General features: G+C 65.0%; 31 protein-coding genes and 1 pseudogene. 20 read left to right on the top strand and 12 right to left on the bottom strand.

The genetic code is table 11. The annotated features are described in order from the left end of the window. Positions 1 to 42: 42 nt before the first annotated feature. Positions 43 to 648 (bottom strand): DNA-binding protein, encoded by a 606-nt coding sequence (locus AC1DNG_RS16750; RefSeq protein ID WP_476851047.1) that lies wholly within the window; start codon positions 646 to 648, stop codon positions 43 to 45. A 381-nt stretch (positions 649 to 1,029) separates the two neighbouring features. Between AC1DNG_RS16750 and AC1DNG_RS16745 the strand changes: the two genes are divergently transcribed. Then, the gene (locus tag AC1DNG_RS16745; RefSeq protein ID WP_476851048.1) at positions 1,030 to 1,524 is read left to right on the top strand and encodes a GNAT family N-acetyltransferase; all 495 of its coding nucleotides are present in this window, start codon (positions 1,030 to 1,032) and stop codon (positions 1,522 to 1,524) included. 367 nt (positions 1,525 to 1,891) lie between these two features. After that, on the top strand, positions 1,892 to 2,239 hold the full coding sequence (locus tag AC1DNG_RS16740) for a hypothetical protein (protein ID WP_476856345.1): 348 nt from the start codon (positions 1,892 to 1,894) through the stop codon (positions 2,237 to 2,239). Positions 2,240 to 2,617: 378 nt separating this feature from the next. On the opposite strand, the gene AC1DNG_RS16735 is transcribed toward AC1DNG_RS16740, so the two are convergent. Beyond that, positions 2,618 to 2,794, bottom strand: coding sequence for a CsbD family protein (locus AC1DNG_RS16735; RefSeq protein WP_476851050.1), 177 nt, complete (start codon positions 2,792 to 2,794; stop codon positions 2,618 to 2,620). A 457-nt stretch (positions 2,795 to 3,251) separates the two neighbouring features. Here AC1DNG_RS16735 and AC1DNG_RS16730 point away from each other — a divergent pair, with 457 nt between their 5' ends. The 12 genes from AC1DNG_RS16730 (at position 3,252) to AC1DNG_RS16675 (ending at position 13,393) form a co-directional block, all read left to right on the top strand. Continuing rightward, on the top strand, positions 3,252 to 3,704 hold the full coding sequence (locus tag AC1DNG_RS16730; RefSeq protein WP_476851051.1) for a hypothetical protein: 453 nt from the start codon (positions 3,252 to 3,254) through the stop codon (positions 3,702 to 3,704). Beyond that, a complete protein-coding gene (locus AC1DNG_RS16725) occupies positions 3,701 to 4,930 on the top strand; it encodes an Nramp family divalent metal transporter (protein ID WP_476851052.1) in 1,230 nt (409 codons plus the stop codon). Before AC1DNG_RS16730 ends, AC1DNG_RS16725 begins: the two co-directional genes overlap by 4 nt. Beyond that, on the top strand, positions 4,927 to 5,331 hold the full coding sequence (locus AC1DNG_RS16720; protein WP_476856343.1) for a hypothetical protein: 405 nt from the start codon (positions 4,927 to 4,929) through the stop codon (positions 5,329 to 5,331). The genes AC1DNG_RS16725 and AC1DNG_RS16720 overlap by 4 nt, the downstream gene beginning before the upstream one ends. Continuing rightward, positions 5,318 to 5,665: a PRC-barrel domain-containing protein gene (locus AC1DNG_RS16715; protein ID WP_476851054.1), complete on the top strand. Its 348-nt coding sequence runs from the start codon at positions 5,318 to 5,320 to the stop codon at positions 5,663 to 5,665. The genes AC1DNG_RS16720 and AC1DNG_RS16715 overlap by 14 nt, the downstream gene beginning before the upstream one ends. A gap of 141 nt (positions 5,666 to 5,806) precedes the next feature. Next, entirely contained in the window at positions 5,807 to 6,193 is a 387-nt protein-coding gene (locus AC1DNG_RS16710) for a hypothetical protein (RefSeq protein WP_476851055.1), read from the top strand. Positions 6,194 to 6,387: 194 nt separating this feature from the next. Next, complete coding sequence (locus AC1DNG_RS16705) at positions 6,388 to 6,888, top strand: DUF6328 family protein (protein WP_476851056.1); 501 nt, start codon at positions 6,388 to 6,390, stop codon at positions 6,886 to 6,888. Between the two features lie 203 nt (positions 6,889 to 7,091). Beyond that, positions 7,092 to 7,913 (top strand): hypothetical protein, encoded by an 822-nt coding sequence (locus AC1DNG_RS16700; protein WP_476851057.1) that lies wholly within the window; start codon positions 7,092 to 7,094, stop codon positions 7,911 to 7,913. A 316-nt stretch (positions 7,914 to 8,229) separates the two neighbouring features. Then, positions 8,230 to 8,484, top strand: coding sequence for a hypothetical protein (locus tag AC1DNG_RS16695; protein WP_476851058.1), 255 nt, complete (start codon positions 8,230 to 8,232; stop codon positions 8,482 to 8,484). 294 nt (positions 8,485 to 8,778) lie between these two features. Continuing rightward, entirely contained in the window at positions 8,779 to 8,916 is a 138-nt protein-coding gene (locus AC1DNG_RS16690) for a hypothetical protein (protein WP_476851059.1), read from the top strand. 195 nt (positions 8,917 to 9,111) lie between these two features. Next, positions 9,112 to 10,005, top strand: coding sequence for an SDR family oxidoreductase (locus AC1DNG_RS16685; RefSeq protein ID WP_476851060.1), 894 nt, complete (start codon positions 9,112 to 9,114; stop codon positions 10,003 to 10,005). Between the two features lie 425 nt (positions 10,006 to 10,430). Beyond that, positions 10,431 to 12,935 carry a molybdopterin oxidoreductase family protein gene (locus AC1DNG_RS16680; protein WP_476851061.1) on the top strand — a complete coding sequence of 835 codons (2,505 nt, stop codon included), beginning with the start codon at positions 10,431 to 10,433 and terminating at the stop codon, positions 12,933 to 12,935. Then, positions 12,932 to 13,393: a hypothetical protein gene (locus AC1DNG_RS16675; protein ID WP_476851062.1), complete on the top strand. Its 462-nt coding sequence runs from the start codon at positions 12,932 to 12,934 to the stop codon at positions 13,391 to 13,393. The genes AC1DNG_RS16680 and AC1DNG_RS16675 overlap by 4 nt, the downstream gene beginning before the upstream one ends. 150 nt (positions 13,394 to 13,543) lie before the next feature. On the opposite strand, the gene AC1DNG_RS16670 is transcribed toward AC1DNG_RS16675, so the two are convergent. The 3 genes from AC1DNG_RS16670 to AC1DNG_RS16660 are packed head-to-tail and all read right to left on the bottom strand — an operon-like array spanning position 13,544 to position 16,092. Beyond that, positions 13,544 to 14,065: a hypothetical protein gene (locus tag AC1DNG_RS16670; protein ID WP_476851063.1), complete on the bottom strand. Its 522-nt coding sequence runs from the start codon at positions 14,063 to 14,065 to the stop codon at positions 13,544 to 13,546. Positions 14,066 to 14,119: 54 nt separating this feature from the next. Continuing rightward, a complete protein-coding gene (mctP, locus tag AC1DNG_RS16665; protein ID WP_476851064.1) occupies positions 14,120 to 15,814 on the bottom strand; it encodes a monocarboxylate uptake permease MctP in 1,695 nt (564 codons plus the stop codon). After that, positions 15,811 to 16,092, bottom strand: a complete 282-nt coding sequence (locus AC1DNG_RS16660; protein ID WP_476851065.1) for a DUF3311 domain-containing protein — start codon at positions 16,090 to 16,092, stop codon at positions 15,811 to 15,813. Before AC1DNG_RS16660 ends, mctP begins: the two co-directional genes overlap by 4 nt. Positions 16,093 to 16,586: 494 nt before the next feature. Here AC1DNG_RS16660 and AC1DNG_RS16655 point away from each other — a divergent pair, with 494 nt between their 5' ends. Both AC1DNG_RS16655 and AC1DNG_RS16650 read left to right on the top strand, forming a co-directional pair. Next, positions 16,587 to 16,853 carry a GlsB/YeaQ/YmgE family stress response membrane protein gene (locus AC1DNG_RS16655; protein WP_476851066.1) on the top strand — a complete coding sequence of 89 codons (267 nt, stop codon included), beginning with the start codon at positions 16,587 to 16,589 and terminating at the stop codon, positions 16,851 to 16,853. Between the two features lie 598 nt (positions 16,854 to 17,451). Next, positions 17,452 to 17,745, top strand: coding sequence for a YsnF/AvaK domain-containing protein (locus AC1DNG_RS16650; protein WP_476851109.1), 294 nt, complete (start codon positions 17,452 to 17,454; stop codon positions 17,743 to 17,745). 419 nt (positions 17,746 to 18,164) lie between these two features. Here AC1DNG_RS16650 and AC1DNG_RS16645 read toward each other — a convergent pair whose 3' ends face one another. Further along, positions 18,165 to 18,335 carry a helix-turn-helix domain-containing protein gene (locus AC1DNG_RS16645; protein ID WP_476851067.1) on the bottom strand — a complete coding sequence of 57 codons (171 nt, stop codon included), beginning with the start codon at positions 18,333 to 18,335 and terminating at the stop codon, positions 18,165 to 18,167. Positions 18,336 to 18,434: 99 nt separating this feature from the next. Between AC1DNG_RS16645 and AC1DNG_RS16640 the strand changes: the two genes are divergently transcribed. The 3 genes and pseudogenes from AC1DNG_RS16640 to AC1DNG_RS16630 all read left to right on the top strand — a co-directional run bounded on the left by AC1DNG_RS16640 (position 18,435) and on the right by AC1DNG_RS16630 (position 21,106). Continuing rightward, the gene (locus AC1DNG_RS16640; RefSeq protein WP_476851068.1) at positions 18,435 to 19,301 is read left to right on the top strand and encodes a sulfurtransferase; all 867 of its coding nucleotides are present in this window, start codon (positions 18,435 to 18,437) and stop codon (positions 19,299 to 19,301) included. A gap of 122 nt (positions 19,302 to 19,423) precedes the next feature. Next, positions 19,424 to 20,425 (top strand): annotated as a pseudogene (locus AC1DNG_RS16635) (IS30 family transposase); the annotation flags it as partial. 504 nt (positions 20,426 to 20,929) lie between these two features. Then, entirely contained in the window at positions 20,930 to 21,106 is a 177-nt protein-coding gene (locus AC1DNG_RS16630) for a hypothetical protein (RefSeq protein WP_476851069.1), read from the top strand. Between the two features lie 191 nt (positions 21,107 to 21,297). Here the strand turns inward: AC1DNG_RS16630 and AC1DNG_RS16625 are convergent, their stop codons facing one another. Further along, on the bottom strand, positions 21,298 to 21,816 hold the full coding sequence (locus tag AC1DNG_RS16625) for an SRPBCC domain-containing protein (protein ID WP_476851070.1): 519 nt from the start codon (positions 21,814 to 21,816) through the stop codon (positions 21,298 to 21,300). Next, complete coding sequence (locus AC1DNG_RS16620; RefSeq protein WP_476851071.1) at positions 21,813 to 22,139, bottom strand: ArsR/SmtB family transcription factor; 327 nt, start codon at positions 22,137 to 22,139, stop codon at positions 21,813 to 21,815. Before AC1DNG_RS16620 ends, AC1DNG_RS16625 begins: the two co-directional genes overlap by 4 nt. Positions 22,140 to 22,706: 567 nt before the next feature. Between AC1DNG_RS16620 and AC1DNG_RS16615 the strand changes: the two genes are divergently transcribed. Continuing rightward, positions 22,707 to 23,642 (top strand): alkaline phosphatase family protein, encoded by a 936-nt coding sequence (locus tag AC1DNG_RS16615; RefSeq protein WP_476851072.1) that lies wholly within the window; start codon positions 22,707 to 22,709, stop codon positions 23,640 to 23,642. Positions 23,643 to 24,115: 473 nt separating this feature from the next. Here the strand turns inward: AC1DNG_RS16615 and AC1DNG_RS16610 are convergent, their stop codons facing one another. The 4 genes from AC1DNG_RS16610 to AC1DNG_RS16595 all read right to left on the bottom strand — a co-directional run bounded on the left by AC1DNG_RS16610 (position 24,116) and on the right by AC1DNG_RS16595 (position 26,653). Beyond that, positions 24,116 to 24,496, bottom strand: coding sequence for a VOC family protein (locus tag AC1DNG_RS16610; protein WP_476851073.1), 381 nt, complete (start codon positions 24,494 to 24,496; stop codon positions 24,116 to 24,118). Between the two features lie 128 nt (positions 24,497 to 24,624). After that, on the bottom strand, positions 24,625 to 24,963 hold the full coding sequence (locus tag AC1DNG_RS16605) for a YciI family protein (protein WP_476851074.1): 339 nt from the start codon (positions 24,961 to 24,963) through the stop codon (positions 24,625 to 24,627). Continuing rightward, positions 24,960 to 26,327 (bottom strand): RNA polymerase sigma factor, encoded by a 1,368-nt coding sequence (locus tag AC1DNG_RS16600; protein ID WP_476851075.1) that lies wholly within the window; start codon positions 26,325 to 26,327, stop codon positions 24,960 to 24,962. Before AC1DNG_RS16600 ends, AC1DNG_RS16605 begins: the two co-directional genes overlap by 4 nt. Further along, positions 26,327 to 26,653 (bottom strand): YciI family protein, encoded by a 327-nt coding sequence (locus tag AC1DNG_RS16595; protein WP_476851076.1) that lies wholly within the window; start codon positions 26,651 to 26,653, stop codon positions 26,327 to 26,329. The genes AC1DNG_RS16600 and AC1DNG_RS16595 overlap by 1 nt, the downstream gene beginning before the upstream one ends. Positions 26,654 to 26,871: the final 218 nt, after the last annotated feature.

The raw sequence follows: 26,871 nt of genomic DNA, 5'->3' as shown, positions 1-26,871 counted from the left end.
ACGTCCCCGGTCAGGGGGCAGGATGCGGACGGCGGGAAGGGCCTAGTCGTTCCCGCCGGGAGCCTGCTGTGCCACCGGCCCTGTCCCGGGCATGATGCGGGCCAGCAGCGCATCATGCGCCGTCTGCAGCGTGTCGGCGCGCGCCTCTGCCGCCGCCAGCCGGGCCCGGTCTGCCGACGCTTCCCTGACAGCCTCCTGCGCCGCGGCCCGGGCCTGCTCCAACTGCTCCCCCGCCGCAGCAACGTCGGCCTCCAACGCGGCGATCCTGGCCGTGAGCTCCGCGACCGCCGCGTCCTTCTCGGCGCTCACCCGGTCCAGGTCCGCGACCAGTTCGGCGACCTCCACGGTCACGTCCTTCTTCTCCTGCAACCAGGCTTTCTCGACCGCGGCATGGCGCTCATCGGCCAGCACGGTCGCCTCGGCCCAGCAAGCCCCGGCCAGGCGTGCGGCCTGCTCCAGCAGCACCGCCGGCGCCACGGCGACCTGCCCGCCCGCGGCCCGCTTCTCCTCCGACCACTCCTTCAAATAACGGGTCGCGTCGGCGTTGCTCACCCCCGCCGCGGCCCGCACCGTCGACACCGTGGGCCGGCGCTCGGCGCTGATCTGCTCCGCGGCAGCGTACACACGGTCCTTCACACTCAACGTCACGGCGCCAACCCTTCAAAAGTAGTAGGAATAGTAGTAATACTACTCCTAACTAACGGCGCGTCATGGCCGCGCGTTTCCGCCGCCATGTTCAGGCGGCCGCTGGCCGCCTCCGACAGAAACGGGGGCACGGAAAGGGGCCGCGTCGGACCGCGAGACCGGTCGAGTCCACTACGGGAAGCCCCCGCCGGAGTCCCGTCCCGTGGCGTCCGATCGTCCCCGGAAGCGGTGATCATGGGCGCTTTAGGACGGTTCATCCGCTGTGGCCCGGCCGGTGTCGGTTCCGCCGGATATCGTTGCGGTCCTGTGTCTTCCGCGCGCGCGGACGATGCCGGACACTGTGTTCAACGGTGCCGCCCGCGCACCGGGGAAGGCATCGCCGTCATGAACGCTTCGATCACCCTGGTTGCCGCGACCGGACACCAGAACACCGCGCCGGCCCGCATCCGGGTCCGGCCCCTGGAACCCGATGATCTACTCGAACTGGCCGATCTGCACCGGCACGCCTACGCCGGCCGTCCCGGACAGCGGGCCGGCGACCCGGTGTGGATCGGACCATCCACCGAGGAGGGCAGCGGCCGCACCACCGAGGCTGCGTCCCTCGTGGCGTTCGGACCCGACGGTCAAATCACGGCCGCCCTCATCGTTACCGAACGCGACGGCGAAGCAGTCATCGATGAACTTTTCACACACCCGGACCACCGCCGCAAAGGCCTGGCCGAAGGACTCATCCGACATTGCATGCACCTCCTGCACACCCTGGGCCGCACCACGGTGAAGGTCACCGTGGAGGACAACAACCCGGCAGCGATGGCCCTGTACCTCTCCCAGGACTTCCGCCGCCTCACCGACGATGACACGGACACCGACTACGACTGAAAACCCGCCCCGAACCACCCTCCACGCCGCAGACCCACAGCATCCCCGGGTCCTGATTCACCCCGGACGCCGCCACTCCTCGTACGGTCGGCAGGACGGGACCGTGGAGCCCCCTGCCGGGATCTGAACAGAGCCGGGGGCGCCGACGGTGCAGTCTCCCGACCTGAGGCAGGAAGGACAGCACCAAAAACGGTAGACGAGACAGGGCCAGAGTGTACGGAGCCCTGCAACGGACGCACGGAACCCCGACGGCCGGCCGCGCCAGCTTTGGAAAGAGACGACGTCTCCTCAGAGCCTCTCTGCCGTCTAGGGCTGCCGCAGCCCTTGGCCGGTCTCGACCCGGACCCTACTACGGAGGGAAGCACCGATGACCATCAAAATCAATGACACGGCACTGCGCCACGCCCGGCAGCTGATCAAGGACGCCAGGATCGCCCGGGATTCCCGTGACGACTGGAGCGAACACGCCCCCGACACAGAGAAGGAAAACGCGTTCATCGCCAAGCACGGCTACACGGAATACGGAACCTGGCATCTGGGCGAAGACACCGAGAAAACCCACGACACCAAGGGACGCTACAGCTTCCCCTTCGGAGATTTCCGGCGGCTGCACCGTTGCGCGATTCTTGCCATCGAGAGCCGGGCCGCCCAGAACAACCACGACGACATCGCCAAGGCAGCGAAGTCCCTCCTCAACGAACTCGACAAGGACTAGTTATCGCCGCCGCCCTCGATGGGCCCGGGTTGCCTTGTCGGGACAAGGCGTGGGTCCGGTGATCCGCTCGTCCAACGCCGATGATTCCCCGGGCCGCGCACGCCATACGCCAGGCATCCTCATACCGGCCAATGCCACCTACCGCCGACCGGGTCCGGAAACCACACCGCTCAAAACCGGTGCCGGCTGGTCCAACACTGGCGGTTCTTGATTCCGGGTACGGCCTCAGCCGGTCCGCCCTCGCTGCAAAGGTTGACGCATGGGAACGGGCAGCTTTAACCTCATTGGATCCTTCGGCTGGGTCATGACAGCGCAGTAAGGGACGGCCGCACTGCGGCCGTCCCCTGTTACCGTTACCGGCTCCGACTGATCCGCGTGTCAATCCTTCTTGAATGCGTCTTTGACTTTCTCGCCGGCCTGTTTGAGGTCGGCCTTCGCCTGGTCGCTCTTGCCTTCGGCTTCCAGAGACCGGTCGTCGGTGGCTTTCCCGGCCGCTTCCTTACCCTTGCCGGCGAGCTTCTCGGCGGTGTTATCGATCTTGTCTCCCAATCCCATGACGGACCTCCGTGGCTGGACGCAGACACTACGCCTGCGGCGATACCGTCAATTTTAGGCGCCACGAGGACTCGGATAAAGATACTTGCCTCGGCTGCGGGCGTGCCGACCCGTCCTGGCAGATCCTGTTTTCATGCCAGCTAGAACCGTCTGGGTGTCGGCTCCGGATCAGCCACGGCTGGTTCAGTGCGGGGCTCGCGATGACGGGATCGGCCGGCAGTCGTGGCTGCGCCACGCCGGAGTGGGGAAATCGCAGGGGTGCCACTGCGGCTGAGGGTGCGGTTCTCCGCGGCAGATGTGGGACGGCACGTCCTGGTCTCAGTTGTGCGTGAGCTACGCCGTTCCGGGTTGTGCCTCAGCTTTTCTCAGGCCGGGAGTGCTATACCTAGCTCAATGGCGCGGTCCTGCCGCGGTCTTGCACCGTTGCGGGCTTGGACTCCCTTGAGGCGGAGGTGAAATGGCGATCTGGCCACGGAGCGGGCTCTGCCTCTGGATTGCGGGGTCGGCACTCCTCAGCGGCTGCAGCGGCGCGTCTGGCGGCACGCGGGACAGTGTGTCCACAGCGCTGAAGGACAGTTCCTCCGCGGTTGCCACCGCCCGGCTCGCGCTGGCGCTCGACGCCGGGGGCAAGCTGACCATGGCGGCAACGTCCACGACGCTCGACGACGTCCTGAAAGACCTCGAAACCACCCGGACCACCGTCCTCCAGCTCTCCCCCACCGTCCAGGACGACCGTGAGACGCGCCGGGAGGCCCTGACCGTCCTGGATGAAAGCATCGCAGGGGTGACCACGGCGCAGGACGCCATTGCCAGCACCGACGGCAGCCCCACACTCCAGGACGGCGACAAGCTGCTGGAGAACGCCGCCGGCAGGATGGCCACACTCAAGAATCAGCTGGGGGGACAATGAAGCGCCTGCTCGGGGTGGCCCTGGGGGTCCTGACCGCGATCGGCGGGTTCGTGGACATCGGCGATCTGGTCACGAACTCCGTCGTCGGCTCACGGTTTGGGCTCTCGTTGGTCTGGGTCGTCGTCGTGGGCGTGGTCGGTATCTGTGTGTTCGCGAACATGTCCGGGCGGGTAGCCGCCGCGTCGGGCCGGGCGACGTTCGAAGTGATCCGGGAACGGTTGGGGCCCCGGGCCGGTCTGGCCAACCTGTCAGCGTCGTTCCTGATCAACCTGATGACGGTCACGGCGGAAATCGGAGGCATCGCCCTGGCGCTGCAGCTGGCCAGCAGCGTTCAGTACCTGCTGTGGGTTCCCGTGGCCGTGGTTGCGGTATGGCTGGTCATCTGGCGGGTGAGGTTTTCCATCATGGAAAACGTCACCGGGCTGCTGGGCCTGACGCTCATTGTTTTCGCCGTGGCACTGTTTCTGCTGAAGCCGGACTGGGGTGCCCTTGGCGCCCAGGTCCTGGCCCCGTCCGTTCCGGAGCAGGAAACAGCCGCCTCGTACTGGTATTACGCGGTGGCACTGTTCGGGGCGGCCATGACGCCCTATGAGGTGTTCTTCTTCTCCTCCGGGGCCTTGGAGGAAGGCTGGACCATCAAAGACCTGGCCCAGTCCAGAATCAACGTACTCGTCGGGTTCCCGCTCGGCGGCCTGCTCTCGGTGTCCATTGCCGCCTGCGCCGCGGTGGTTCTGCTCCCGGCCGGGATCGCCGTCACCTCACTGTCCCAGGTCATCCTGCCCGTCGCCGAGGCAGCCGGGAAAGTCGGTCTCGCCTTCGCCCTCGTCGGGATCGTCGCGGCGACCTTCGGAGCGGCCCTGGAGACCACCTTGTCCAGCGGGTATACCCTGGCGCAGTTCTTTGGGTGGTCCTGGGGCAAGTTCCGCCGCCCGGCCCAGGCCGCCCGCTTCCATTTGTCCATGATCATCTGTCTCCTGATCGGCGCGGCGGTCCTGGCCACCGGGGTCGATCCCGTCCTGGTCACGGAGTACTCGGTCGTGTTCTCGGCCATCGCGCTGCCGCTGACCTACCTGCCCATCCTGATCGTGGCCAACGACCCCCAGTACATGGGTAAACACGTCAACGCCCGCACGGTGAATGTGCTGGCCATGATCTATCTGGTCATCATCCTCGCCGCGTCCCTCGCCGCCATACCACTGATGATCGTCACGGGAGCCGGATCATGACCACCGCACCCCTGCCCAGATACGTCCGGGCCGCCGGGCGGACCCTCGACGCGCAACTTCACCTGCTGGACCGGCAGGTACTCGATGTCGACGGCGTCCCCGTCACCACGGTCGATGACATCGAAATCAGCGCCCCTCCCCCGGACACACCCATACCGGCCGGAACCCCGGCCCCGACACTCACCGCGCTGCTCACCGGCCCCGTCCTTGGAACGCGGATTTTCGGCGGCCGGCCCCCGTCATCACGGCTCATCCGCATCCCCTGGCGTGACGTCGCCGACGTCGGGGTCGTCATCCGGCTGGGCGTCCGCGGCGAGCCCCTGGACGCGGACTGGGTCGAACGCTGGATCCGCGACAAGATCATTGCCCGCATCCCCGGAGGCCGCCATGATCCTCGGTGATCTCCTCGGCACACCCGTGCACGACCCCGGCGGACTCCGCCTGGGGCGGGTGGCTGATGCCCGGTTCACTATCGACGGACCACCGGGCCAATTGCTCGCCGGCGCCAGCTTATTGGGCCTGGTCGTCAGCCCGCACAGCGCCTCCTCGTTCCTGGGCTACGAACGAACCGGTCTCGCCCGGCCTTGGCCCGTGGCCCACCTGCTCCGGTGGCGGCATCGCGGCTCGTTCCTGGTGCTCTGGGCCGACATCGACATCATCGGCACGGACTCCGTCCGGCTCCGGGAAGGATTCACCCCGTACAGCCCGGTCCTGGGCGAATCCGGACAGGAATGACCGCCGGCCTGTCATTCTCGGCTCTTAGCGCCGGTTCCCGGCATTGGCCGGTTCCGAGGCCCAGGCAGGACCTTGAGCACTGGTGTCTTTGCTGTCCATGGGGGCTACTCTGTTGGCGAGACCTTCATGGAGGAGGGCCCGATGAGCGCCTCTGACGAACTGCCCGGCATCGAAGCGCGGCTCGCCGCGGACGGGACCGTGGAAAGCAACGCCAGGGACCGGTCCTTTCTCCTCTCCGTGGTGCGGGAGCAGGGTGCACGGCTCGAGAAATTGGAAGCCGTGGCATCTGATTTCGCGGAACGGGGCGAACGGATCGAACATCAGTTTGACGGCATCGGCTCGATCCACGCTGCCAGGACAGCGGGTCTTGGTGACGGGTATCGGGAAGCTGCCAGGCGCATCCGCGCCGCGTTGGGCATGGCGACGGAGCCGGCAGTCGACGATGCAACGCCAGCCATGGATCCATGTTCGAGTGCCAGCTTCGAGCCGGGCGTCCAAAGCTCCTTCCCCGGGGCTGCGGCAGGATGACGGCAGCAACGACCTCATACCCGAGCCTTCATCCGGGAGCCAGCGGCCGCAGGCGGGTGCAGCGCCGAGGAAATCGTTGCGGTCCTGGTCGTCCGGAGCCCGAAAGCCCCGCGTGATCGAGACGGAAGGGGGCCAAGCCGACGGCGCACACCGCGGCCGCTGGACAGGGAATTTCAGTCTCGCGAGGAGGAGTTATGACAGACCCGGTGGCGCCGCAGGATGACGGCAGGGACGAATCGCTCACTGAGCGGATGGACCGCAATTGGGTGGATTTGCTGCAGGAAATGCGGGTACTTCAGACAGGGGTCCAGATCCTCGCCGGTTTCCTCCTGACGCTGCCGTTCCAGGCACGTTTCGCGTCACTGGACGGCTACCAGATCGGGCTGTATCTCATCAACGTCATCGTGGCCGCCCTCACCACGGCATCGATCCTGTTGCCGGTGAGTTTGCACCGCCGGCTTTTCCGGCAAGGACTGAAAGCCACTCTCGTGGCCAGCGCCGATACCATCGTGAAGGTGTCATTGGCCGGCGTCATGCTGCTGAGCCTGGGCACCACATCCCTCGTCTTCGATGTCACTGCGGGCCGGACGGCCGGCGTAATAGCCGCCATTGGCCTGCTGGCTGTGCTACTGCTCCTGATGGTCCTTATCCCCGGAACACTCCGACGCAAAGCCCTAAAAGAGAAGCCACAATGACAGCCGTTGCATAGGAGCGGCCGGATGGCGCCAAGCGGCAAGTCTTCCGCTCCTTCGACAAGCAGCCCTCAAAACGGTGCCTCACAGCGAGTTTGCCTCCGCCGGATGGTCAGATGATGACTACCTGTTGGGGTGCAGTGGCTCTGGCTAGACTTGAATTGCGCCGGAGTAGACGCATGTATTCGTCTCGGGAGGGCAGGATCATGACAGACCGCAGCGACTCTGAATCACCCGCGGGCCAGGCGCCCACGGGGAAGAAACCAGAAGAACGGGAGCTACGGGGCCGGTACGTCGAAGGCAGTTATGGCAAGGCCGGCGTGCAGCGAGGCCGCCGCGCGGAGGACGAGGAAGGTCAATACATCGAAGGTGATTATGGTGCGGCCGGCAGGGAGGGTGGCCTGCCCGAACCATTGGGAGAGAAGGCCAAAGAATCCGGACGCTACGTACGGGCCGACTATGGCGACGCTGGTGCAGTTCCGGGACGTTCGGCCGGGTCGGAAATCGGTCAGTACGCCGAGGGTGACTACGGTGCGGACGGTACTGTGGGTCCCCTTCGCGAGGCCGCAACAGGTACGAGCAGCGAAATGCCGGCGACCGAGAATCCGCAAAGCGGCCACGAACCTGCATCGCAGGACCGGCCCGTATCGTCGGGTGCCGACGCCCAGGCCGATGACTCCCGCAGCGGTGCAGATGTCGGAGAGGCGGTCGATGTCGCGGAGGCGGGCACCCAGGCGGAAGGCGATCACTCGCATCCGGAACGGGCCAAGACAGGCCAGGCGCCCGTCGAGCAGGTCTTTAGCGACCCCGCCATGACCGAGGGACAGCGGACCGTCACCGGCCCCCCAGCGGCAACCGGGGCCATCCCGCCCGGACCTTCACCTGCCGAAGCCGGATCCGGTGGAGCACAATCCGTTGTCGGGGCTCGAGAGTCTGACCGTCTCGCGGCAGGCGAGCCGCCGGCCGCTGGCCCCCCTTTCGACACCGGCACGAAGGAGGAACGAACGACCCCGCGAGGCGATTCCTAACGTATTGATCCTGCCGCATCCCAGTGTTTTGCCCGTGCTGCCTGGCCGAGCCACTCCCCCATGGGCGACAGCGGCCAATAGGTCGCTGACCACTCGCCTAAAATTCGTACCGCGTGTCACCAAGCCGTTGTGCAGATTTTTCGTCAGAGGGGACTGCCCGTGCTCTGGACAGGGCCGCCGGAACTTTGTAAATTCGGAACAGTCCTAGTCAACCCTTCGGGGTTGGGGACCCTTTGCCGCCGGGTGCACGGCGGCAAAGAGAGCCGCTGTAGCCGAACGGTGGCATAAGGATGCACCCGCGGAGAAGAGCCCCCTGATGGCCACCTCGCACTTCGAACGATTCCTCCTTGAAGCCACCGTCCCGGATGAAACGCACCGGCCGTTGGGGCCGGATTGTCTTTACGGCCTGTACACAAGCTGGTGCCGGCTCCACAACATCACCCCCGTGGAGGACATTACCTTCCGGTCAGCCATGCAACGCCGCGGCATCGATCTGCGCAACAGCCATCGACGGATTACAGGACAGGCCGCAACAGACTACATCCTGGCCAGCTACCCCGCGACGGCCTGACCATGTTCCATCGACGTCCCGAGGCACGCGCCCGGATGCCGCCACATCGACGTAGCCGGCACACATAGCTGGAAATGATCGACCGGCGGTCATTAGCCCGCCCGGGATAACAATGCCCGGGAGAGTTCGCCGCCTCGGATTGAAATGGCGGCTGCGGAAGGCCATGTCGCCCACGCGCGACCTCAGCATAGGCCGAGCCACGCCCTCAACGGACCGAACGACCTGCCTTACCAGCACCTGGTCTGCCCTGCTTTCTGTTCGACAGGCCGGCCCCTCGACGCTAGGTTGGGCCTCATGACTGAGAATCCAGATGCAGACAGGGACCGCCGCGAGGAGGATGAGCCGGCCAAGGGCTCACTCTCCGGCTGCAGCGCCCGCGAAATCGATGGCGAAATCGACGCGCCTGATGCTGATCGTGAGGATCCCCAGTAGCCTTTCCGGACCGCCCTGCGCAGCGCCGGGCCCGCTCCCCCCGTTCAGCGTTTCGCCCCGGAGCCCGGCAGCTGCGCCGGATCCAAAGACGCTAGATGCGCTCAACGCCGCGGGCGCTGCCCACCACACCTTTTACACGCCCGAACACCGTAGCCGCACAGCTTTGACCCCCGCATCACCAGGTAGAGGAGCATCATGACGGACCAGTACACCTTCCGAAACCCTGTCACAGCCTACGATCACATCGAACCTCCCAAACAGCACCAGCCCGAGCCCGGACTGGACGCCGAACTCGTCCCCAAAGCCGACCTCGGAGAAGAGAGCTACCGCGGCACGGGGCGCCTCGAAGGCCGAAAAGCGATCGTCACCGGAGCGGACTCGGGCATCGGCGGAGCAACGGCCATCGCCTTCGCCCGCGAGGGCGCCGACGTCGTGCTGTCGTACTTGCCCGAGGAGGAAGAGGACGCCGCCCGGATTGCCGGGCTGATCGAAAACGCCGGCCGCAAGGCGGTCCGGGTACCGGGGGACCTGAAGGACGCAGCCATGTGCCGGTCCCTGGTGGAGACAGCGCTGCGTGAACTCGGCGGCATTGACATCGTGGTGAACAATGCAGGCAAGCAGATCGCCCGGGAAGACATCGGCGATATCAGCGACGAGCAGTTCGACCACACCATCAAGACCAACGTGTACGCCATGTTCTGGCTCACCAAGGCGGCGGTCCCGCATTTGCCGCCGGGATCGACCATCATCAACACCACATCCATCCAGGCCTACGACCCCTCGCCGACGCTCCTGGACTACGCCACTACCAAAGCCAGCATCAACAACTTCACGAAGGGGCTCGCCCAGCAGTTGGCGCCCAAGGGCATCCGGGTCAACGCCGTGGCACCCGGGCCGATCTGGACACCGCTGCAGGTCAGCAGCGGCCAGCCGAAGGAGGCCTTGCCCGAGTTCGGCAAGGACACCCCGCTGGGCCGCGCGGGCCAGCCCGCGGAACTGGCACCGGCCTATGTGTTCCTGGCTTCCGCGGAATCCAGTTTCGTCGTGGGTGAGACCCTTAACGTCAACGGGGGCAGCCCCACTCCCTGACACCCCGGGGGACCCAAACACAGCGGCCGCTGTTTCTTCCGTGTGCCCGGGGAGGATCGTTCTATCCCGATATTACGGCGCCGCGGGGCTGACCCGGCGGGCCTCTATTCGTCGTGACGACCCGTTCCCCGCGAGTGTCCGGATGCTCCGCGTTTTCCCCTTCCTGCGGAGGATCCGGGTTGGCCGGCATTTTCGGGAGAATAGGTGCTGGTCGTTCAGCCTTCCCCCGCAGGGCGACTCTGGACTATTTGCAAGCATGCTGATAATTCTGGAACCGTCCGAGGCTGGTGAGGATCCGGCCAAGGGGACGGGCCGGAGCTGAGGCATTTCCTGTCGCGACCGGCAGGGCACAGAGGACGGTCCGCGGCTTCCGCGCCCGGACGCGAACCAACAATGTTCCCGCCTGAAGGTAGAGGAGGAGTGACATGGTCGACCGGATAGCCAATATTTGGGGAACCCGGACCCCGTACTCGCGGGACAGTTTATGGCCGGTCCGGGTGGACCAGGTCCTGGACGACGGCATCGCTGAGGACGATGTTGACCGGTGGGTGCAGTCCGCCTGCGTCCTCTGCAGCAACGGATGTGCCTGCGACATCGCCGTCAAGGACGGCGCGATGGTCGGGATCCGCGGCCGGGCGCAGGATCTGGTCAACCATGGCAGGCTGGGACCGAAGGGGCTCTTTGCCAGCCGCCAGGGTGTGTCGCACAAGGACCGCCTGACGAGTCCGCTGGTCCGCGAGAATGGGCAACTGGTCGAATGCGACTGGGACACGGCGATGCGTCGGATTGTGGACCGGAGCAGGGACCTGCTGGCGGAGCGAGGTCCGCTCAGCCATGGCTTCTACACCAGCGGGCAGCTGTTCCTGGAGGAGTACTACGCGCTGGCCGTGATCGGGAAGGCCGGCATCGGCACCCCGCACATGGACGGAAACACCCGGCTGTGCACTGCTACCGCGGCGGCGGCCATGAAGGAGTCGTTCGGCGCCGACGGCCAGCCCGGATCCTATACCGATATCGACAGCTGCGACGCGCTCTTTCTCTATGGCCACAACATGGCCGAGACACAAACGGTGCTTTGGTCCAGAGTCCTGGACCGGATCGCGGGCACGGACCGGCCCCGGATCGTCTGCGTGGATCCGCGCGACACGGAGGTCGCCCGCCACGCCGATGTCCATCTGGCCATCCGGCCCGGCACGAACCTTGCGCTCATGCACGCCCTGGTCCGTGAGGTGCTGGCCCAGGGCTGGGATGATGCCGGCTATGTCCGCGACCACACCTTGGGCCAGGACGCTCTCCGGAAGGTGGTCGAGCCGTGGACGGCCGAGGCGGCTGCCGCCGTCTGCGGTGTCCCGGCGTCGGACATCAGGGACGCAGCCAGGATCTTCGGCACGTCCGATCGGATTGTCTCCACGGTGCTGCAGGGCTTCTACCAGTCCTCGCAGGCGACGGCGGCGTCGTGCCAGGTCAACAACCTGCACCTGCTGCGCGGGATGCTCGGCCGCCCAGGGTGCGGGGTCCTCCAGATGAACGGCCAGCCCACGGCTCAGAACAATAGGGAATGCGGCGCGGACGGGGACCTGCCTGGATTCCGCAATTGGGAAAGTCCCGATCACATCCAGGAACTGGCCCGGCTCTGGAACGTGGATCCGATGACCATCCCGCACTGGGCGCCGCCGACGCATGCCATGCAGATCTTCCGCTATGCCGAACAGGGCTCGATCGACTTTCTGTGGGTCTCGGCGACGAACCCGGCAGTGTCCATGCCCGAACTGCCCCGGATCCGGAACATCCTCGCCAAACCCGATCTCTTCCTCGTCGTCCAGGACCTCTACCTCACCGAAACAGCACAGTACGCGGACGTGGTGCTTCCGGCAGCCGGGTGGGGCGAGAAGACCGGGACGTTCACCAACGTCAACCGCATTGTGCACATCTCCGACAAGGCGGTTGAGCCTCCAGATGGGGCGCGCAGCGACCTGGACATTTTCCTCGACTACGCGCGCAGGATGGATTTCACGACGTTAAATGGCGGGCCGCTGCTGGACTGGGCCGGGCCAGAGGACGCGTTCGAGGCGTGGAAAAACTGCTCCCGCGGACGCCCGTGCGACTACACCGGAATCACTTACGACAGGCTGCGCGGCGGCAGCGGCATCCCCTGGCCCTGCAACGAGGACCACCCCGACGGAACGGACCGCCTGTACGGAGACGGCGTTTTCCCCACAGACCCCGACTATTGCGAAAGTTACGGCCATGACTTGCTCACCGGCGCAACGGTGGGAGCCCAGGCCTTCCGCGCCCAGGGCGCCGGTGGGCGGGCCCTGTTCAAGACCGCCCCGTTCCACCCGCCGCACGAGGAACCCGACGCAGACTACCCGCTCCGGTATACGACCGGGCGCACCGCGTACCATTTCCACACTCGCACCAAAACGGGCCGCTCCCGGCCCCTGGCCGACGCGGCACCGCGGGCCTGGGTAGAACTGGCCCGGGAGGACGCGGACCGGCTCGGCATTTCCGAAGGCGACCTGGTCCGGGTCACCTCCCGCCGGGGCCGGATCGAGGTCCCCGCACGAGTCAGCGGCATCGCGCCCGGCACCGTGTTCGCCCCGTTCCACTACGGCTACTGGGACACCGGCGGCCGCCCCGGGACCCACCCGACGGCCGCGAATGAACTGACCCTGACCGAATGGGACCCCGTATCCAAGCAGCCGATGTTCAAAAACGCGGCGGTGACCGTGGAGAAGATCGGCGATGCCACCGGACCGGCGCCGGCCCCGACCACCACAGCGTCCCGGCCCGCCGCGGCGCCTGGCACCGCGCCGGTCCCGGCCACGGCCGGCGGCGACGGGGCCCAAGCCACGGAAACAACGGACATCGAACCTGCACCCCAGTTCCCCGACGCGCTCAGAAACACCACGGAGGGTGGCCGGCCGTGAACCTGAACATCTACCTGGGCATGCTCCGTCAGGCCGAGAACACGCTCGCCGATTCCTTCCGCCAAGTGGCCGAGGGCCACGGGGCCGAGCCAGATGTTCACTTCCTCTGCCGCACCCTGGCAGCCCAGTGCGACCGGCACGGGGAACTCCTCGGGCCCGTCGTGCAGCGCTACGGCGAAAACAGCTCCGACAACGAGCCCGAACGGCTCCACGCCCAGGGCCTGGCCACAACCCGGAACGGTCCCGTCGGTCTCCTGCGCGACCTGCAGGACCTCTACCTGCTGGCCAGCCTCGTCGACGTCACCTGGACGATGGTCAAACAGGCCGGGTCCGCGCTGCGCGATATAGAGTTACTCGCCGTCGTGGAGAAATGCGACGCCGAAACGGCCACCCAGCTGCGCTGGCTGCAAACCCGGATGAAACAAGCCGCACCCCAGGCCCTCATCGCAGCACGCTGAGGCCATCGAAAGGGACCACACGGCGGCGTCCGGAAGGATGACCCCAACGGACTCACTGCGATGGAACTCGGGTAGGGGTGCCCCGCCACGTTGCTAACGTTGCAGCGCTGTGGTCCGCAGGTCGAAGGATCGTCGACGAACGTCCGGGTCTCACTGACCGGCGTCGGTGAACCGTTCCGCCGCGGTTTCCAAGAGGAGACCCTCGAGTTCGCGGAGCTGTGCCGTTGCCCGGTCCAGCAGACTCGCCACCTGCTCCTGTCCAACGTGCGGGTCCGTGCGGGACAGGAGACCCAAGGTCCTCCAGAGCAGCGACTTGCCCGTGACGGCACTGATCAGCGCTTCGAGTTCCAATTGTTCGGCTGCGCCGATCCTGGCGTGGAGCGGATTGAGCGGGCCTAGGGACGCGAGGTGCGCCCCTGTCCAGGCGAAGGGCTTTTTGTAGGCCGGGATGCCTAGACCGAGCCCCTCGGTGATGCCCTCCAGGGTTGCCTTGTCGGCACTGATTTCCGTCGCGAGCCGCGCGATGGTACTGCCGCGTGGCGAGTCCTTCCACGTCTTGGCCGCCTGTTCGAAGAGTCGCTCCCCCGCCGCCGCGGCTATCAAGTGACTGTGCAGGTACGCGGCCAAGGAACTCTCCCCGGTTGTGCCCTTGCCGTGCTGTCCGGCGTTCATGGTCATATACCTTTCGTCCCTCGGGCTCCTGTGCGGTCTCGGGTCCCCAGTGACCTAGAACGTGGGGGCGCCGGGTTCAGCGAGCGGCTGCTCGCGCTCGATCTGGGCGATCTTTGGATCGTTCTCGTCGGCGCCGTAGTCCGAGCTGCGGGTGATGTCATTCCCACCAGGGAGCTTCATTGCGTGGAAGAGCAGAGATAGGCCGGTGGCAACCACAAGGTTTATCGCAAACGCCACAACGGCGATGTAGACCTGTATGTCGGTTCCGGGGATGGCCGCGATCGAGCCCCCGAAGTAGGCCTTCGTGACCGGGTTGACCACGTTGTACGCCGCGATGGTGCCATAGATGATTCCGGCTGCCCAGCCGCCGAAAAGCGCCCATCGGTGGAACCAGCGGGTGTAGAGCCCGGCCACGATCGTCGGGAAGGTCTGCAGGATCCAGATGCCGCCGAGGAGCTGCATGTTAATTGCTGCCGACTGGTCCATGGCAATGACGAAAATCAATGCACCGAATTTCACCACAAGCGACGCAATCTTGGACACCTTTGCTTCCTGCCGGGGAGTGGCGTCGGGCTTAATCAGATCGCGGTAAATGTTGCGGGTGAACAGGTTCGCCGCGGCTATCGACATGATCGCGGCCGGGACCAGAGCCCCGATGGCGATGGCGGCCAGGGCGATTCCGGCAAACCAGGCCGGGAATTGATCCAGGAACAGCTGCGGGACCACCAACTGCGGGTTGACAGCGCCGTTCACGTCAACGGGATTGGTTCCGGCGAAGATGGCCACGTAGCCCAGCAGAGCCAAGAACCCCAGCATCAACGAGTACAGCGGCAGCACCGCGGCATTCTTCCGGATCGTATTCCTGCTCTTGGTCGCCAGGACGCCCGTGATCGAGTGCGGGTACATGAAAAGCGCCAAGGCCGAGCCCAGAGCCAGCGTCCAGTAGGCCGAGTAACTGTTCGCGCCCGGAATGAAGACTCCAGTGGGTTTACCGGTGGCAGGGTTGACCGCAGCGAGTTTCGCCTCGGCAGAGTCGAAGATGGGACCCCAGCCGCCGAACTTGATCGGCAGGTAAATTACCGCGACGATCACCGCCAGATAGATCAGCAGATCCTTCACAACGGCGATCAGGGCCGGAGCCCGCAGGCCCGAGGTGTACGTATACGCGGCCAGGACCACGAACGCGATGATCAGCGGCAGGTCGGTCAGCAGTACGTTCTCCGCACTGCCCAGGCCCAGCACCGTGAGCACGGCCTTGATTCCGACTAGCTGAAGCGCAATGTAGGGCATCGTCGCGACGATGCCGGTGACGGCGACGGCAAGGGTCAGCGCCCTGCTGCCATAGCGGCCGCCGACGAAGTCGGCCGGCGTGACAAACCCATGCCGGTGCGAGACGGACCACAACCGGCTCATCAAAAGGAACACGATCGGGTACAGAACGATTGTGTACGGCACCGCGAAGAATCCGCTGACGGCGCCAGTGGCCCACATTGCAGCCGGAACGGCCACGAAAGTGTAGGCAGTATACAGGTCGCCGCCGAGCAGGAACCAGGTCACCCAGGTTCCAAACCCGCGGCCCCCAAGGCCCCACTCGTCAAGGCTGTGCAGCCCTGTCCCCTCTCCCCGCCGCCACCGCGCAGCCACGAACCCCAAGACCGCCACCAGGACGAAGAGAATGATCACAATGGTCAGTGGAACCCAGCTAATGGGCCGGTCCGGAGCGGCCAGCGGCACGGCTGCCCCGCTCATCGCTCCTCCTCATCACCGGTCACGCCGCGCACGGATTCGCGCCGGCGGCGATCCTCCTTGCCGACCAGCCAGTAGGAGATCCCCACCAGGGCCGAGGTGATCGGAATCCACATCATCTGGTACCAGTAGAAGAACGGCATACCGGCCAAACGCGGCTCACCGACAGAATACGCGGGCACATACAACGGAATCACAATGGCGATGGCCAACAGGATTCCGGTGACGACATATGGACCGGGTCTGGCCGGCCCGCGCGTTGGCACATCGGGACTGGACATCGACGCCTCCTCATTGAGACGGGCCCCCGGAGCGGGAGGACTTCCCGGGACGTGCCGGCGGCCTGTGGACCGTCTGTCACAGCGGTCTTTACACACAGGATAGACACTGGATTTATTCTCCAACAGGGCAAATGCATCCGCCTCCGACGGCGAGGAGCAAGCCAACAGCGGCGCCGATGTCCCCAATTCAGGTTGGTTGCCCAATCAGCCCCCCACGCCAGACTTCAGGCCGTCGACACGAGCTGAATACGATCCGCCAGCCGATCGACGCTCAGCTACGGTTTGGCCTTGTCCGCCACCGCGCGGGACCGTCTGGCATGAAAGGGTCGCCCCGGCGGAGTCCCAACGATCCAGTCTGATCTGTGAGGCCACTAGCGGCGGATATTGAGCACTGACGCGCCACCGCCCACGAGGTATTGCGTGCTACTAAGCATGCTGATTAGATCTTGATATCGGCCGCATTCCACGACCGGCAACCGAAAGGACGGACAGTCATGGGAATTCTTGCATTCCTCATTCTCGGCCTTATCGCAGGAGCTATCGCCAAGGCGGTCCTTCCCGGCCGGCAGGGAGGCGGCTGGGTGATCACACTCGTAATTGGCGTCGTGGGCGCCATCCTCGGAGGCTGGATAGGTTCGTTGATCTTCGGCGGAGGCCTCGCTGACTTCTTCGATTTGCGGACCTGGCTCCTCTCCATCCTCGGGGCCGTTATTGTGCTCTTGATCTATGGCGCCGTTGCCGGCCGCAGAAGCAGGGCATAAGGTCCACCGGCCCATTGCTGCCCCTGCTCAACCAAGGCGCAAATGTTCTTTCAGAGGACGGAGAATAGATCGGCTCCATCGGCCAGGCCTTCGTGGACAACAATGACGGACAGCCGAGCTGGGTAACCGCCAGGACGGGCCTATTCGGAATGTCCGAATCCTTCGTACCCCTGGAAGGAGCCCGAACAGAGGGAAATGACATCGTGGTCCCCTACAGCAAAAACCAGGTCAAGGACGCGCCGAGGATCGACGCCGATCGGCCACTGGAGCCTGCCGAGGAAGGCCGGCTCTACCAGCACTATCAGCTCGACACCGGACGCACTTACACCGAGGCGACGGCAGATGCGGCAGATTCCACCCCCGACCCCGGAACGCAACGCACCGGGACACCGACCACCACCGGGTACAACGCCACCACCGACGAGACCTTGGCCCCCGCCACACAAGACACCACCGCAACAGACCGCAGTACTCCCCCTGCCGCCACCGGCACCCCGGATACGACGCCACCGCGCCCACCACTGAAGACACCACAACCCGGCCCCAGCCGCGCCCGGCAGGGGGCGGCGCCGAACAGCCGGCCGCGGGCGGGGCACGCCTGCGCAAATACGTCACCTCGGAATACGAAACCAGGACCGTTCCAGTGCAGCGCGAAGAAGTACGGATCGAGCGAGAACCGATTACGGAGGAAAACCGCAACGACGTAGCGGACCGTGCGGACGATGAGAACGAGATCATCCTCCACGAGGAACGAATCATCGTCACCAAGGAGACTGTCCCGGTCGAACGGGTCCACATCGGCACGGAAACGGTCACCGAAGACGTGACCATCAAGGAGAAGGTCCGCAAAGAACACATCGACACCGAAGGACCCGAGGAGAGCGGCGGCTAAACCCTAGAACCAGCAAATGCCCCCAGGCAGGAACAGTCGCACTTGCCTGGGCGTTGGATCGAGCCCGTTGGAATAGGATCGGGCCTACCTGCGCCTTGGCACTGAGCTCCATTTCGGTGGCGCCAGGGAGTACTTGAGCACCGGTTCCATTGCCCCGCATTGGGACTAGTCTGTTGGCAAGATCTTCATAGAGGAGGGCCCTCATGAGCGCCTCTGACGAATTGGCCGCAATCGAAGCGGGGTCGTCGACAAGAACGTCCGGGACCGGCCCTACCTCCTGAATATGCCAGTCTGATGGGTGCCCGCCAGGACGGCCAGACCGGCACCCACCGGCGGGACGTGCCGGACATTCGCGGACGAGGGCTGGGCGGACCGCTTGGATGTCATCGCCGCGTTGTCGGGATCGCTCTCCGCGTTGCCTATATAAGGTATCGGTAGACCGTGGCGCGGGATGCTCCGAGCATCTTGCCGATGTCGCGGGCGCTGATTCCTTTGCCCTTGAGTTCCTTGGCCCTGGCAGCGGCAGCGTCGTCCACTTTGCGGGGTCTTCCGCCGTGGCGGTTGTTGGCGGCGGCCAAGACGTGCGGCACGTTTCCTGGGCACGGTGATCGACCGGCTTACGGGCGCCTGCCGTGGTGCGGCGCATCCTCTGCAGAATGTCCACATCATAGAACATTTTTGCTCAAATTATGGACACATCCTCTAGCCTGCACTGTATGGACGACAGCCGGATAACCCAAGAAGATCTTCCACCCTTTATTGATGCCGCGTGGCTCGAGGCGAACCGACGTAACGTTGTCACCGCTGATGTTCGCTGGTACCTCGACGGCGGGTCGGGCCGTGCAGCGTACGACGGCGGGCATCTTCCAGATGCGGTGTTCGTGGACCTGGCCGCATGGCTGTCGGGCAATTCGGGACCACACGGGCTGAACCCGCTTCCCGACTCTGAAGTGTTCGCACATGGAATGTCCTCCTTGGGAATCGGCGACGACACGACCGTCATCGCCTACGACGACGCGGGGGGAGTCATCGCCGCGCGGCTCGTGTGGATGCTGCGTGCGCTCGGGCACCGGGCGGCGTTGCTCGACGGCGGGATTGCCGCATGGACGGGACCGCTGGAGACGACGCCCGTGGAGCCGGCGCCCGCGACCTTCACGCCGTCTCCGTGGCCCGAGGCCCGTCTCGCCCAGCTTCAGGACATCACCGCAGGGGCTGCCGGGATCATCCTCGACGCCCGCAATGCCGACCGCTTCGACGGAAGCGTCCAGCTGCCCACCGATCCCCAAGCCGGACACATCCCCGGCGCAGTGAACGTCCCGTGCCGTGGGAACCTCGCCCCCGATGGACACCTGCGCCCGATCGCCGAGGTCCGACGAGCGTTTGCGAAGGTTGGGATCGAAGACGCGACTGCCGTCATCTCCTACTGTGGCTCAGGCGTCACGGCCTGCCACAACCTTCTCGCTCTCGAGCATGCAGGACTCGGCCGCGGCCGTCTCTACGCAGGCCGGTGGTCAGAGTACGGAGCCGAGCCTCGCCGCCGAGCCGAGCTTGGCTGACAACCGACCTACGATGCCCGCTCGGGTCGAAACCACGACCTCCATCCTGAAGAGTGGAGACAGTCTCAGTCTGGCCCGGTAAGGGATCCTTGGGTTCTTGCGGTGATTGCAACACTTAGCGGATGGGTGTTGTCGTGGCGAGGTATTCAATTTATGTAAGACCGGATCTTCTGCAGCTGTTTTGGGCCGGGATGCAGGCCGGCGATTTCATCACGGACGCTGTTGTGCCGATCGATACGAGCAGGCGGACCGGTCGCCGGGTCCTGGCCGAAGCCGGGGGTGTCAGGCCACGCCGCGGCCGGGATCTGAAGGGCAGGTGCCTGACCTTCGCCCAGCGTGAAGAGATCGCGGTGCTGCGCGCCCAGGGACACTCGCTGCGCCGGATCGGGGTCGTGATCGACAGGTCGGCCTCGACGGTGTCCAGGGAGCTTCGGCGCAATTCGGTGGCCGGGTTGCCCTGCCGGGCAACATCGGCTCACGCGTTGGCGTATGAGCGGGCTTCGCGGCCGAAACCGTCGAAACTGCACACGAACACGGTGTTGCGTGCGAAGGTGGAAGAGGACCTGAAAAAGAAGTACTCGCCGGAGCAGATCGCAGGACGCCTGCGGGTTGAGTTTCCCGATGAACCGGAGATGCGGGTGTCACCTGAGACCATTTACCAGTCCCTCTACGTTCAGTCCCGCGGAGCACTCAACCGTGATCTGGCCGCGTGTTTACGCACCGGACGTGCGCTCCGGCAGCCCTGCAGGAAGGCCGGTCAGCGGAAGAACCGGATCCCGGGGATGGTCAATATCTCCGAGCGTCCCGCGGAGGTTCAGGACCGTGCGGTGCCAGGGCATTGGAAGGGTGACCTCATCATCGGCAAGGGCAACCAGTCCGCGATCGGGACCCTCGTGGAGAGAACCACCAACTACACGATGCTCGTTCACCTGCCGGATAGATACAAAGCAGAACAAATGCGTGACGCCCTGGCAGCCAAGATCAAGACGCTCCCCGAGGCGCTGAGGCATTCCCTCACCTGGGACCAGGGCATCGAAATGCAGGACTGGAAAACCGTGAAAGTGGACGCCGGTATCGACATTTACTTCTGCGATCCGCACTCACGCTGGCAGCGGGGCATCAACGGGCCTAGTTGTTGCATGCGAAACGGAAGGCAGTCCCGAGTCCTATCCATTCCAGGTGCTTTTTGACTCTGCAGGGGGCGACGTGATGCCCGGCCGCACGCCGGTTGAGGAGAGCGTGCGGCCGGAGTCTTTGGGTCGAAGGCGGAGCAGGGGTCGGCATTTCGGGGCTATTTTCAATGTCCCTCTTCGCGCTGAGAACAGCCTGAGAGCCGACCCTCCACTGTCCCGCATCCCACCGGCCGGACCGGAGCCGTCAGCCCACACGTTTAGGTGGTCGGCCCGGGCGGGTTCCCACGCCACACCCGGGTCAACCACCGCCGCGCGGCGCGCCCCACTGCGGGCGGACGGCCACGGCTTGCAAAACCTACCTCCGCACCCGCCGCGCGGCAAGGGCCCGAGGCCCACCGGATCAGAGTGCCCGCGCTGCATCGACGCATGGGAGAGCCCCGCAGCTAGTGTTGACGAGAACGAGGCAAATAGAATCTGGCTGGAGGTCACGGTTGCATGAGCGAACCTCCAACGTTGAGTTTTACTCTGACGTACGCCGCCACACTTGGAGTGGCGCTGCCATTCTTCCTGGCTCAGATCATCGCCATGAGCGCACTACTGGCCTTGGCCGGAATCAGCGCTGCGCTGGCCGGGACAGTCCAGTCCATGGCTCGGCTCCTGTCACGGTTCTGATGGTTGTGTCACGTATTTCTGGCCCCTCGAGGGCGGTTGAAACTTGCCCCACCCTGCGATGACTGGGAAGTCTTGTCGCGGGCCCGTCTTCGGTGCCTCATCGACTTGGGGTCTCAGTCAGGGCGCCGCGGACGAAGGAGTTTCAACGTTGGAACCCGCTGGGGGTTGCGACCGGCAGATCTGCCGTCGTGCTAGGTGAGCCTTGCGGCCAGCTCCTGGTATGCGGGGTGGAGTTCTTGCCACCGCACCCGTGCGTCGCAGCGGTCACGTCCGGCGAGGTAGGCGGCGAGATCTTCGACGTGGATCTGGTCTCCTGCCCCGTAGGCGGCGATCTGCTCCAGAGGCAAGCCGCGGTCCTCAATAACCAGGATGGTTTGATCGCCGTCAGCGCTAAGCGTCGCCTCGATCACGCCGTCCGGTTCGTCTGGGGCCGTGGTCAGAATCCGGAGCCACTGTGGGGGCTGGCACACTTCCACACGACAACTGCCTTCCCACCCGCTGGCAAAGTAGCGGGCCCTGAAGTCACCGCCCTCGCGAAGATCGCCTTCTACCTCGCCGAGCCAGCGGGCGAGACGGCCGGAATCGGTGAGCGCCGACCACACGTCCTCCCTATCGGTGTCGAACCGGACCTCAAGTCGCACGATGCCGTTGCCCTCCACCGCTCGCAGGGTGCCCAGCGTGCGCACGCTTCCAGGGGTGTTGTTGGTCACGGGGTGCTCCTTCGCTCACGCTTGCCGCGTGCTATTTCGGTGTGCAGGACATCCAGCCGCTGTTCCCACAGGGCCACGTATCGATCCAGCCAGTCGTAGATCTCAGTGAGCGGCTGTGGGCGGAGGGAGTAAACCCGCCGTTGCGCTTCTTGGTGCACCTCGACCAGACCCGCTTCTCGCAGCACCCGCAGGTGCCGCGAGACACCCGGGCGTGCAATCGGCAGGAGCGCTGCCAGTTCACCCGCGGTTGCCGGGCCGTCAGCAAGGGCCTCCAGCATTCTCCGTCGGCTATCATCCGCGAGGGCCTTTAGAGCGGCTTCCATGACCCTTTTGTACCAAGTCGGTTACGTACCAGTCAAGGTACTTAAGCCGCCTTCGATTCCATCCGGACCGGCCTTCCGCCGCATCCATCCACTGGTGAATCCAACGCTGAAGGCGGTCACAGGTAACCGTCGCAAGTGCCCGGCGGGTCACCAAGTGGGGCCAGAAATAGCCGTCCTGTCTCTGGAAAACGTGCGGGGGCCCAGCCGTGGAGTCCCGAGCCCGAGAGGCTTCACAGGGCTTACTCAGGGGCTACAGACACAATGTTGATTCTGGTGTGGAACGGTAGACGCCACTTGACACCTGGCCCATTGGGAGCCGGGCCAGAGAGAAAGCCGGAACCGATGAGCCAGAATGTCGCAAAATTCTTGGGCCGGAGCCGCGCGGCACGACCGGCGGCGCTGATTCTTGCTGCAATCCTCGCCGTGGCGGCCACGGCTTGTGAGCCCACCCCGCCAGGAGGCGGGCCATCGCCGGGCCAGGGCAAGACAACGGCCGCCCCCGGCACTCCTACGACAACCCCCTCCCCACAACCCACACAGGCCTCGGGGAAACCCGGCCACGTCTTCGTGATCAACCTGGAGAACCACGACTACAACGACGTCTGGGGCCCCGAGTCGGCGGCCACCTACTTATCGAAGACCCTGCGCGCACAGGGCGTGCTGCTCTCCCAGTACTACGGGACAGACCACAACTCCCTCCCCGACTACCTGGCCCAGATTTCCGGGCAGGGCTCGAACGCCATGACGCGCGCCGATTGCCCTGTATATGCCGAGTTCCAACAAACCGGGACATCCGAGGCGGGCCAGGTGCAGGGTACCGGCTGTGTGTACCCCGCTTCGGTTCCCACCCTTGCAGGCCAGCTCAGTTCCGCCGGCAAGACCTGGAAAGGCTACATGGAGGACATGGGCACGCCCTGCCAGCATCCCGAGCCCGGCTCCACGGACGACCATCACAAGGCGAAGGAGGGCGACCAATACGCAACGCGCCACAACCCGTTCGTGTATTTTGACGAAATCACATCGTCTCCGGACTGCCCGAACAACGTGGTGGACTACACCCACTTCGCTGATGACCTGAAGTCCACGGACACGACACCGAACCTTTCCTACATCACACCCAACCTGTGCAACGACGGACACGACAGCCCCTGCGTCGACGGCAGCCCGGGCGGCCTCGAAAGCGCCGACAGCTGGCTGCAGCAGCAGATCCCCGCCATCCTGGACTCCCCCGCCTACAAACAGGACGGGGTGCTGGTCATCACCTTCGACGAAACCGAAGCCAAGACCTCCGGCCCGTCGGGAGTCACCGGAGGCACCGCGGGCGGCCGCGTCGGCGCACTGGTGATCTCCCCGTTCACCAAGGGCGGGACGACGTCGGACACGATGTACAACCACTACAGCCTGCTCGCCAGCATCGAGGACATCTTTTCAGTACCCCGGCTCGGATACGCGGGGGCACCGGGCCTGAACAGCTTCGGCCCGGACGTCTTCAACGCCCGGTAACCGCCCGCGTCACCGAACCTCCACATTGCCGTTCCCCGATCCGGGGCTCCCACAGTGCAAGAAAAAGCGCAGCTTCAGAACCTACTGTTGCGTTGTGGCACAGCAGCCCAGTCAGGGGCACGCCACAACGTCATTTCACCCTCAGAATGACGAAGCGCACCCCAGAGACCGGCTCCACCTCCCTTAAAGATGGAGCCGGTCTGAGCGGACCATGGAAAAACGCGCGGAGCGATGCCCTGCAGCTAGCGATCGACTTCGCCCAACGACAGCTGAGGACACCGGAGGAACTTGATCTCGACTTCGATCTCAGTGACTAGGAGTCGCGGCGCGACCTATGCGGATGGGGCCCATGGTCAGCGGAGCGTGCGCAGGTACCGTGGGCGCACGATTCGCTGCCCGATTCGACGGAGTGGGTAGGGTGTCCGCCAGGGTTGGTGTGAGGCCGCCGGCGTCGGTGAGCACCCCGGGCGGGGTCACCCCTTTCCGATTTCTTGTAGCGCCCACGAGTTGCCGTCGGGATCGCTGAAGTACGCGAACTTGACGCCTCCCATGTCCTCTATTTCGGTCACGGCGGCCCCGTGCTTGATGAGTTGGTCGCGCGCCGCAGCGATGTTTTCGACCACTAGGTGCAGGCCCTTGACCGTGCCGTCGTCTGGGCTGCTGTTGGCCATTCCGGCGCCGATGACTATGGAGCATGCTGAACCGGGTGGCGTGAGCTGCACGATCCGCATGCCGTTCCCGGGCTGCACGTCATGATCCAAAGTGAAGCCGACGGTGTCCGTGTAGAAGGTCTTACTCCGCTCGACGTCTGCTACCGGCAGCGGCACCAGTTCCAATTTCATTGGTACGCGCATTTACCTCTCCTAATTTTCGTCAAATGACGCTTGGATCTTGGGGTGAGCCTGTTCCAGCTTCCTCTGCCCGGTTGTGACGAGGCGGTACGGCGCAACTCTGATCACACAACTATTCAAGGCCGTGCGGGTCAGGGGTCGATCCGGCGTATTTCGATCGGCCAAAACTTGGCCTCTCCGAATTTTCCGGCGATTTCCACGGCGCGGGCCATGCCCACACAGTCGACGATGTAGTAGCCGGCCACGATTTCCTTGGTCTCAAGGTACGGACCGTCGGTCACGGTGCAGGTGCTGCCGTCACGTCTTACGAACTTCGCCTCTTCACCGAGCTGATGTGCCTCCACGAACTCACCGGATGCCCTGAGTTCCTGCTGCAACGAGGTATGTGCCTGCATGATCGCCTCGATTTCGGACGGGGAGAGTGCGTTCCAGGTGTCAACGTCGTTGGGGATCAGCATGAGGTGTTTCATTTGTACTCCTTCGCGGCGGTGCGGGGATCGGGTGGGGATGGGGACCCGGCGCTTGTCTCGGCCAGGCGTTTGGAGAGGTAGCGGCGCTCGGCCTCGGAGGGAGCGAGGTCACGGGCCCGCTCATACTCGAAGCTGGCCTCTGACTTTCTGCCAAGGCGGCGCAGGAGATCAGCCTTCGCCGCGGGCAGGAGGTAGTACCCCTCGAGGGACCGTGTCCGGTCCAGCTCGTCGATGAGGTCAAGTCCTGCTTCCGGTCCCTGAGACATCGCGACGGCAACGGCACGGTTGAGCTCGATGACCGGTGACGGTGCAATGTGCGCCAGGCGGTCATACAGCTGTGCCACCCGGGCGAAGTCCGTGCTGCCAGAGTCCGGGGCGATCATATGGCAGGCAGCAATGGCGGCCTGCACACGGTAGCTACCTGCTCGGGAACGGCGTGAAACGCCCATTTGCTCCGCGGCCGCCAGCAGCGCCACAGCCTCCGCGACCGCAACCTTGTCCCACAATCCGCGGTTCTGCTCCTCAAGGGTCACCAAGTCCCCTGCGGCGTCCGTCCGCGTCCCCCGCCGGGCATGGTGGAACAGCATGAGCGCAAGGAGGCCCAGGGCCTCAGGTTCCTGCGGGGACCCGTCGAGCAACACAACCAGCAGCCGGGTCAGGCGAATCGCTTCCCGGGCGAGTGGTTCGCGGATCAGTAAGTTGCCCCCGGTGGCCGAGTACCCTTCGTTGAACATCAGATACAGCACGGCCAGGATTCCGGCGGTGCGTTCGGATATCAGCTGCGGCGGCGGCACCCGGTATGGGATCCCGGCATCGCGTATCTTCGCCCGGGCCCGAACGAGCCGTTTGGCCATGGTTGCTTCGGAGACCAGGAACGCGCGGGCGATCTCCCCGGTCGCGAGTCCCGCGACTGTGCGCAAGGTCAGGGCCACCCGGGCCTCAAGCGGGAGGGCCGGGTGGCAGCAGGTGTGAATCAGCCGCAGCGTGTCATCCTCTGCCGCCGTCCCTATGCCGGCCTTGTCTTCGAGCCCTTCGAGCTCGGTGAGAATGGCGAGTTCACGGACCGCCCGCCTTTCGCTGGCGGCGCTCCGCATGCGGTCGATTGCCTTGTTCTTGGCCACGGTAGTCAGCCACGCCCCGGGATTCCTGGGAACGCCGTGCTCCGACCAGTCGACGAGGGCCCTGGCGAACGCATCCTGGACACAATCCTCGGCCAGGCCCCAGTCGCCCGTCACGCGGATGAGGGTTGCGGTGATTCGTGCTGCCTCACCGACGGACGCGGCCTCCACGACGGCCCGCACGTCCGTCAGCTCCGGCGCGTCTTCCCTACCCTGATCATCAATGCCGGCCTCGGGGCGAATCACTATTCCCCGAGCGGCCACACGGGCCTGATCTCGATCTTGCCGAACCGGGCCATGGGGTGCTTGGACGCCACCTCGATAGCCTCATCAAGATCGGCACAAGCGATGATGTCATAGCCCGCGATCCATTCCTTCGTCTCCGCGAACGGCCCATCCGAGACCACCACTTCGCCCCCGCGCACCACTACCGTGGTTGCGTCCTCGACAGGACGCAACCTGTCACCGTGACGGGCGACGCCCCGCGCCTCCATCTCGGCCCCCCATTCGACAATGTTGTCCTCGGCGGCCACATATTCCGGCGCTGTGGGATCGCTACAGATGAAAAGCATGTACTCCACGACGTCTCCTTCTTTCGTTAGTTACATCAGCACGACGACCGGGGAGCCGCCAAAAGGACATCTGGTGGGAAATTCTTTTCCGGGGCCATCCCCACGCATTCAACGCCAGGGCTCAGCACGAACTCAAGGCGGCGCGGATGTCCCAGACCGCGAACGGCTTCCCGTCCGGGATGAGATCACGTCGCCACGAGGGACGATGTCCAGTATCG

It is taken from the genome of Arthrobacter sp. 01T425 (genome assembly GCF_056398725.1).
This window is presented reverse-complemented; position numbering and strand designations above follow the sequence as displayed.

Coding starts and splice junctions, on each gene's coding strand:
- AC1DNG_RS16610 (WP_476851073.1), bottom strand. CDS start 24,496: ATGCGCGTACCAATGAAATTGGAACTGGTGCCGCTGCCGGTAGCAGAC.
- AC1DNG_RS16630 (WP_476851069.1), top strand. CDS start 20,930: ATGAGCGAACCTCCAACGTTGAGTTTTACTCTGACGTACGCCGCCACA.
- AC1DNG_RS16720 (WP_476856343.1), top strand. CDS start 4,927: ATGACCACCGCACCCCTGCCCAGATACGTCCGGGCCGCCGGGCGGACC.
- AC1DNG_RS16700 (WP_476851057.1), top strand. CDS start 7,092: ATGACAGACCGCAGCGACTCTGAATCACCCGCGGGCCAGGCGCCCACG.
- AC1DNG_RS16605 (WP_476851074.1), bottom strand. CDS start 24,963: ATGAAACACCTCATGCTGATCCCCAACGACGTTGACACCTGGAACGCA.
- AC1DNG_RS16690 (WP_476851059.1), top strand. CDS start 8,779: ATGACTGAGAATCCAGATGCAGACAGGGACCGCCGCGAGGAGGATGAG.
- AC1DNG_RS16710 (WP_476851055.1), top strand. CDS start 5,807: ATGAGCGCCTCTGACGAACTGCCCGGCATCGAAGCGCGGCTCGCCGCG.
- AC1DNG_RS16670 (WP_476851063.1), bottom strand. CDS start 14,065: ATGAACGCCGGACAGCACGGCAAGGGCACAACCGGGGAGAGTTCCTTG.
- mctP (WP_476851064.1), bottom strand. CDS start 15,814: ATGAGCGGGGCAGCCGTGCCGCTGGCCGCTCCGGACCGGCCCATTAGC.
- AC1DNG_RS16595 (WP_476851076.1), bottom strand. CDS start 26,653: ATGCTTTTCATCTGTAGCGATCCCACAGCGCCGGAATATGTGGCCGCC.
- AC1DNG_RS16725 (WP_476851052.1), top strand. CDS start 3,701: ATGAAGCGCCTGCTCGGGGTGGCCCTGGGGGTCCTGACCGCGATCGGC.
- AC1DNG_RS16660 (WP_476851065.1), bottom strand. CDS start 16,092: ATGTCCAGTCCCGATGTGCCAACGCGCGGGCCGGCCAGACCCGGTCCA.
- AC1DNG_RS16620 (WP_476851071.1), bottom strand. CDS start 22,139: ATGGAAGCCGCTCTAAAGGCCCTCGCGGATGATAGCCGACGGAGAATG.
- AC1DNG_RS16685 (WP_476851060.1), top strand. CDS start 9,112: ATGACGGACCAGTACACCTTCCGAAACCCTGTCACAGCCTACGATCAC.
- AC1DNG_RS16740 (WP_476856345.1), top strand. CDS start 1,892: ATGACCATCAAAATCAATGACACGGCACTGCGCCACGCCCGGCAGCTG.
- AC1DNG_RS16655 (WP_476851066.1), top strand. CDS start 16,587: ATGGGAATTCTTGCATTCCTCATTCTCGGCCTTATCGCAGGAGCTATC.
- AC1DNG_RS16715 (WP_476851054.1), top strand. CDS start 5,318: ATGATCCTCGGTGATCTCCTCGGCACACCCGTGCACGACCCCGGCGGA.
- AC1DNG_RS16695 (WP_476851058.1), top strand. CDS start 8,230: ATGGCCACCTCGCACTTCGAACGATTCCTCCTTGAAGCCACCGTCCCG.
- AC1DNG_RS16745 (WP_476851048.1), top strand. CDS start 1,030: ATGAACGCTTCGATCACCCTGGTTGCCGCGACCGGACACCAGAACACC.
- AC1DNG_RS16735 (WP_476851050.1), bottom strand. CDS start 2,794: ATGGGATTGGGAGACAAGATCGATAACACCGCCGAGAAGCTCGCCGGC.
- AC1DNG_RS16730 (WP_476851051.1), top strand. CDS start 3,252: ATGGCGATCTGGCCACGGAGCGGGCTCTGCCTCTGGATTGCGGGGTCG.
- AC1DNG_RS16640 (WP_476851068.1), top strand. CDS start 18,435: ATGGACACATCCTCTAGCCTGCACTGTATGGACGACAGCCGGATAACC.
- AC1DNG_RS16705 (WP_476851056.1), top strand. CDS start 6,388: ATGACAGACCCGGTGGCGCCGCAGGATGACGGCAGGGACGAATCGCTC.
- AC1DNG_RS16680 (WP_476851061.1), top strand. CDS start 10,431: ATGGTCGACCGGATAGCCAATATTTGGGGAACCCGGACCCCGTACTCG.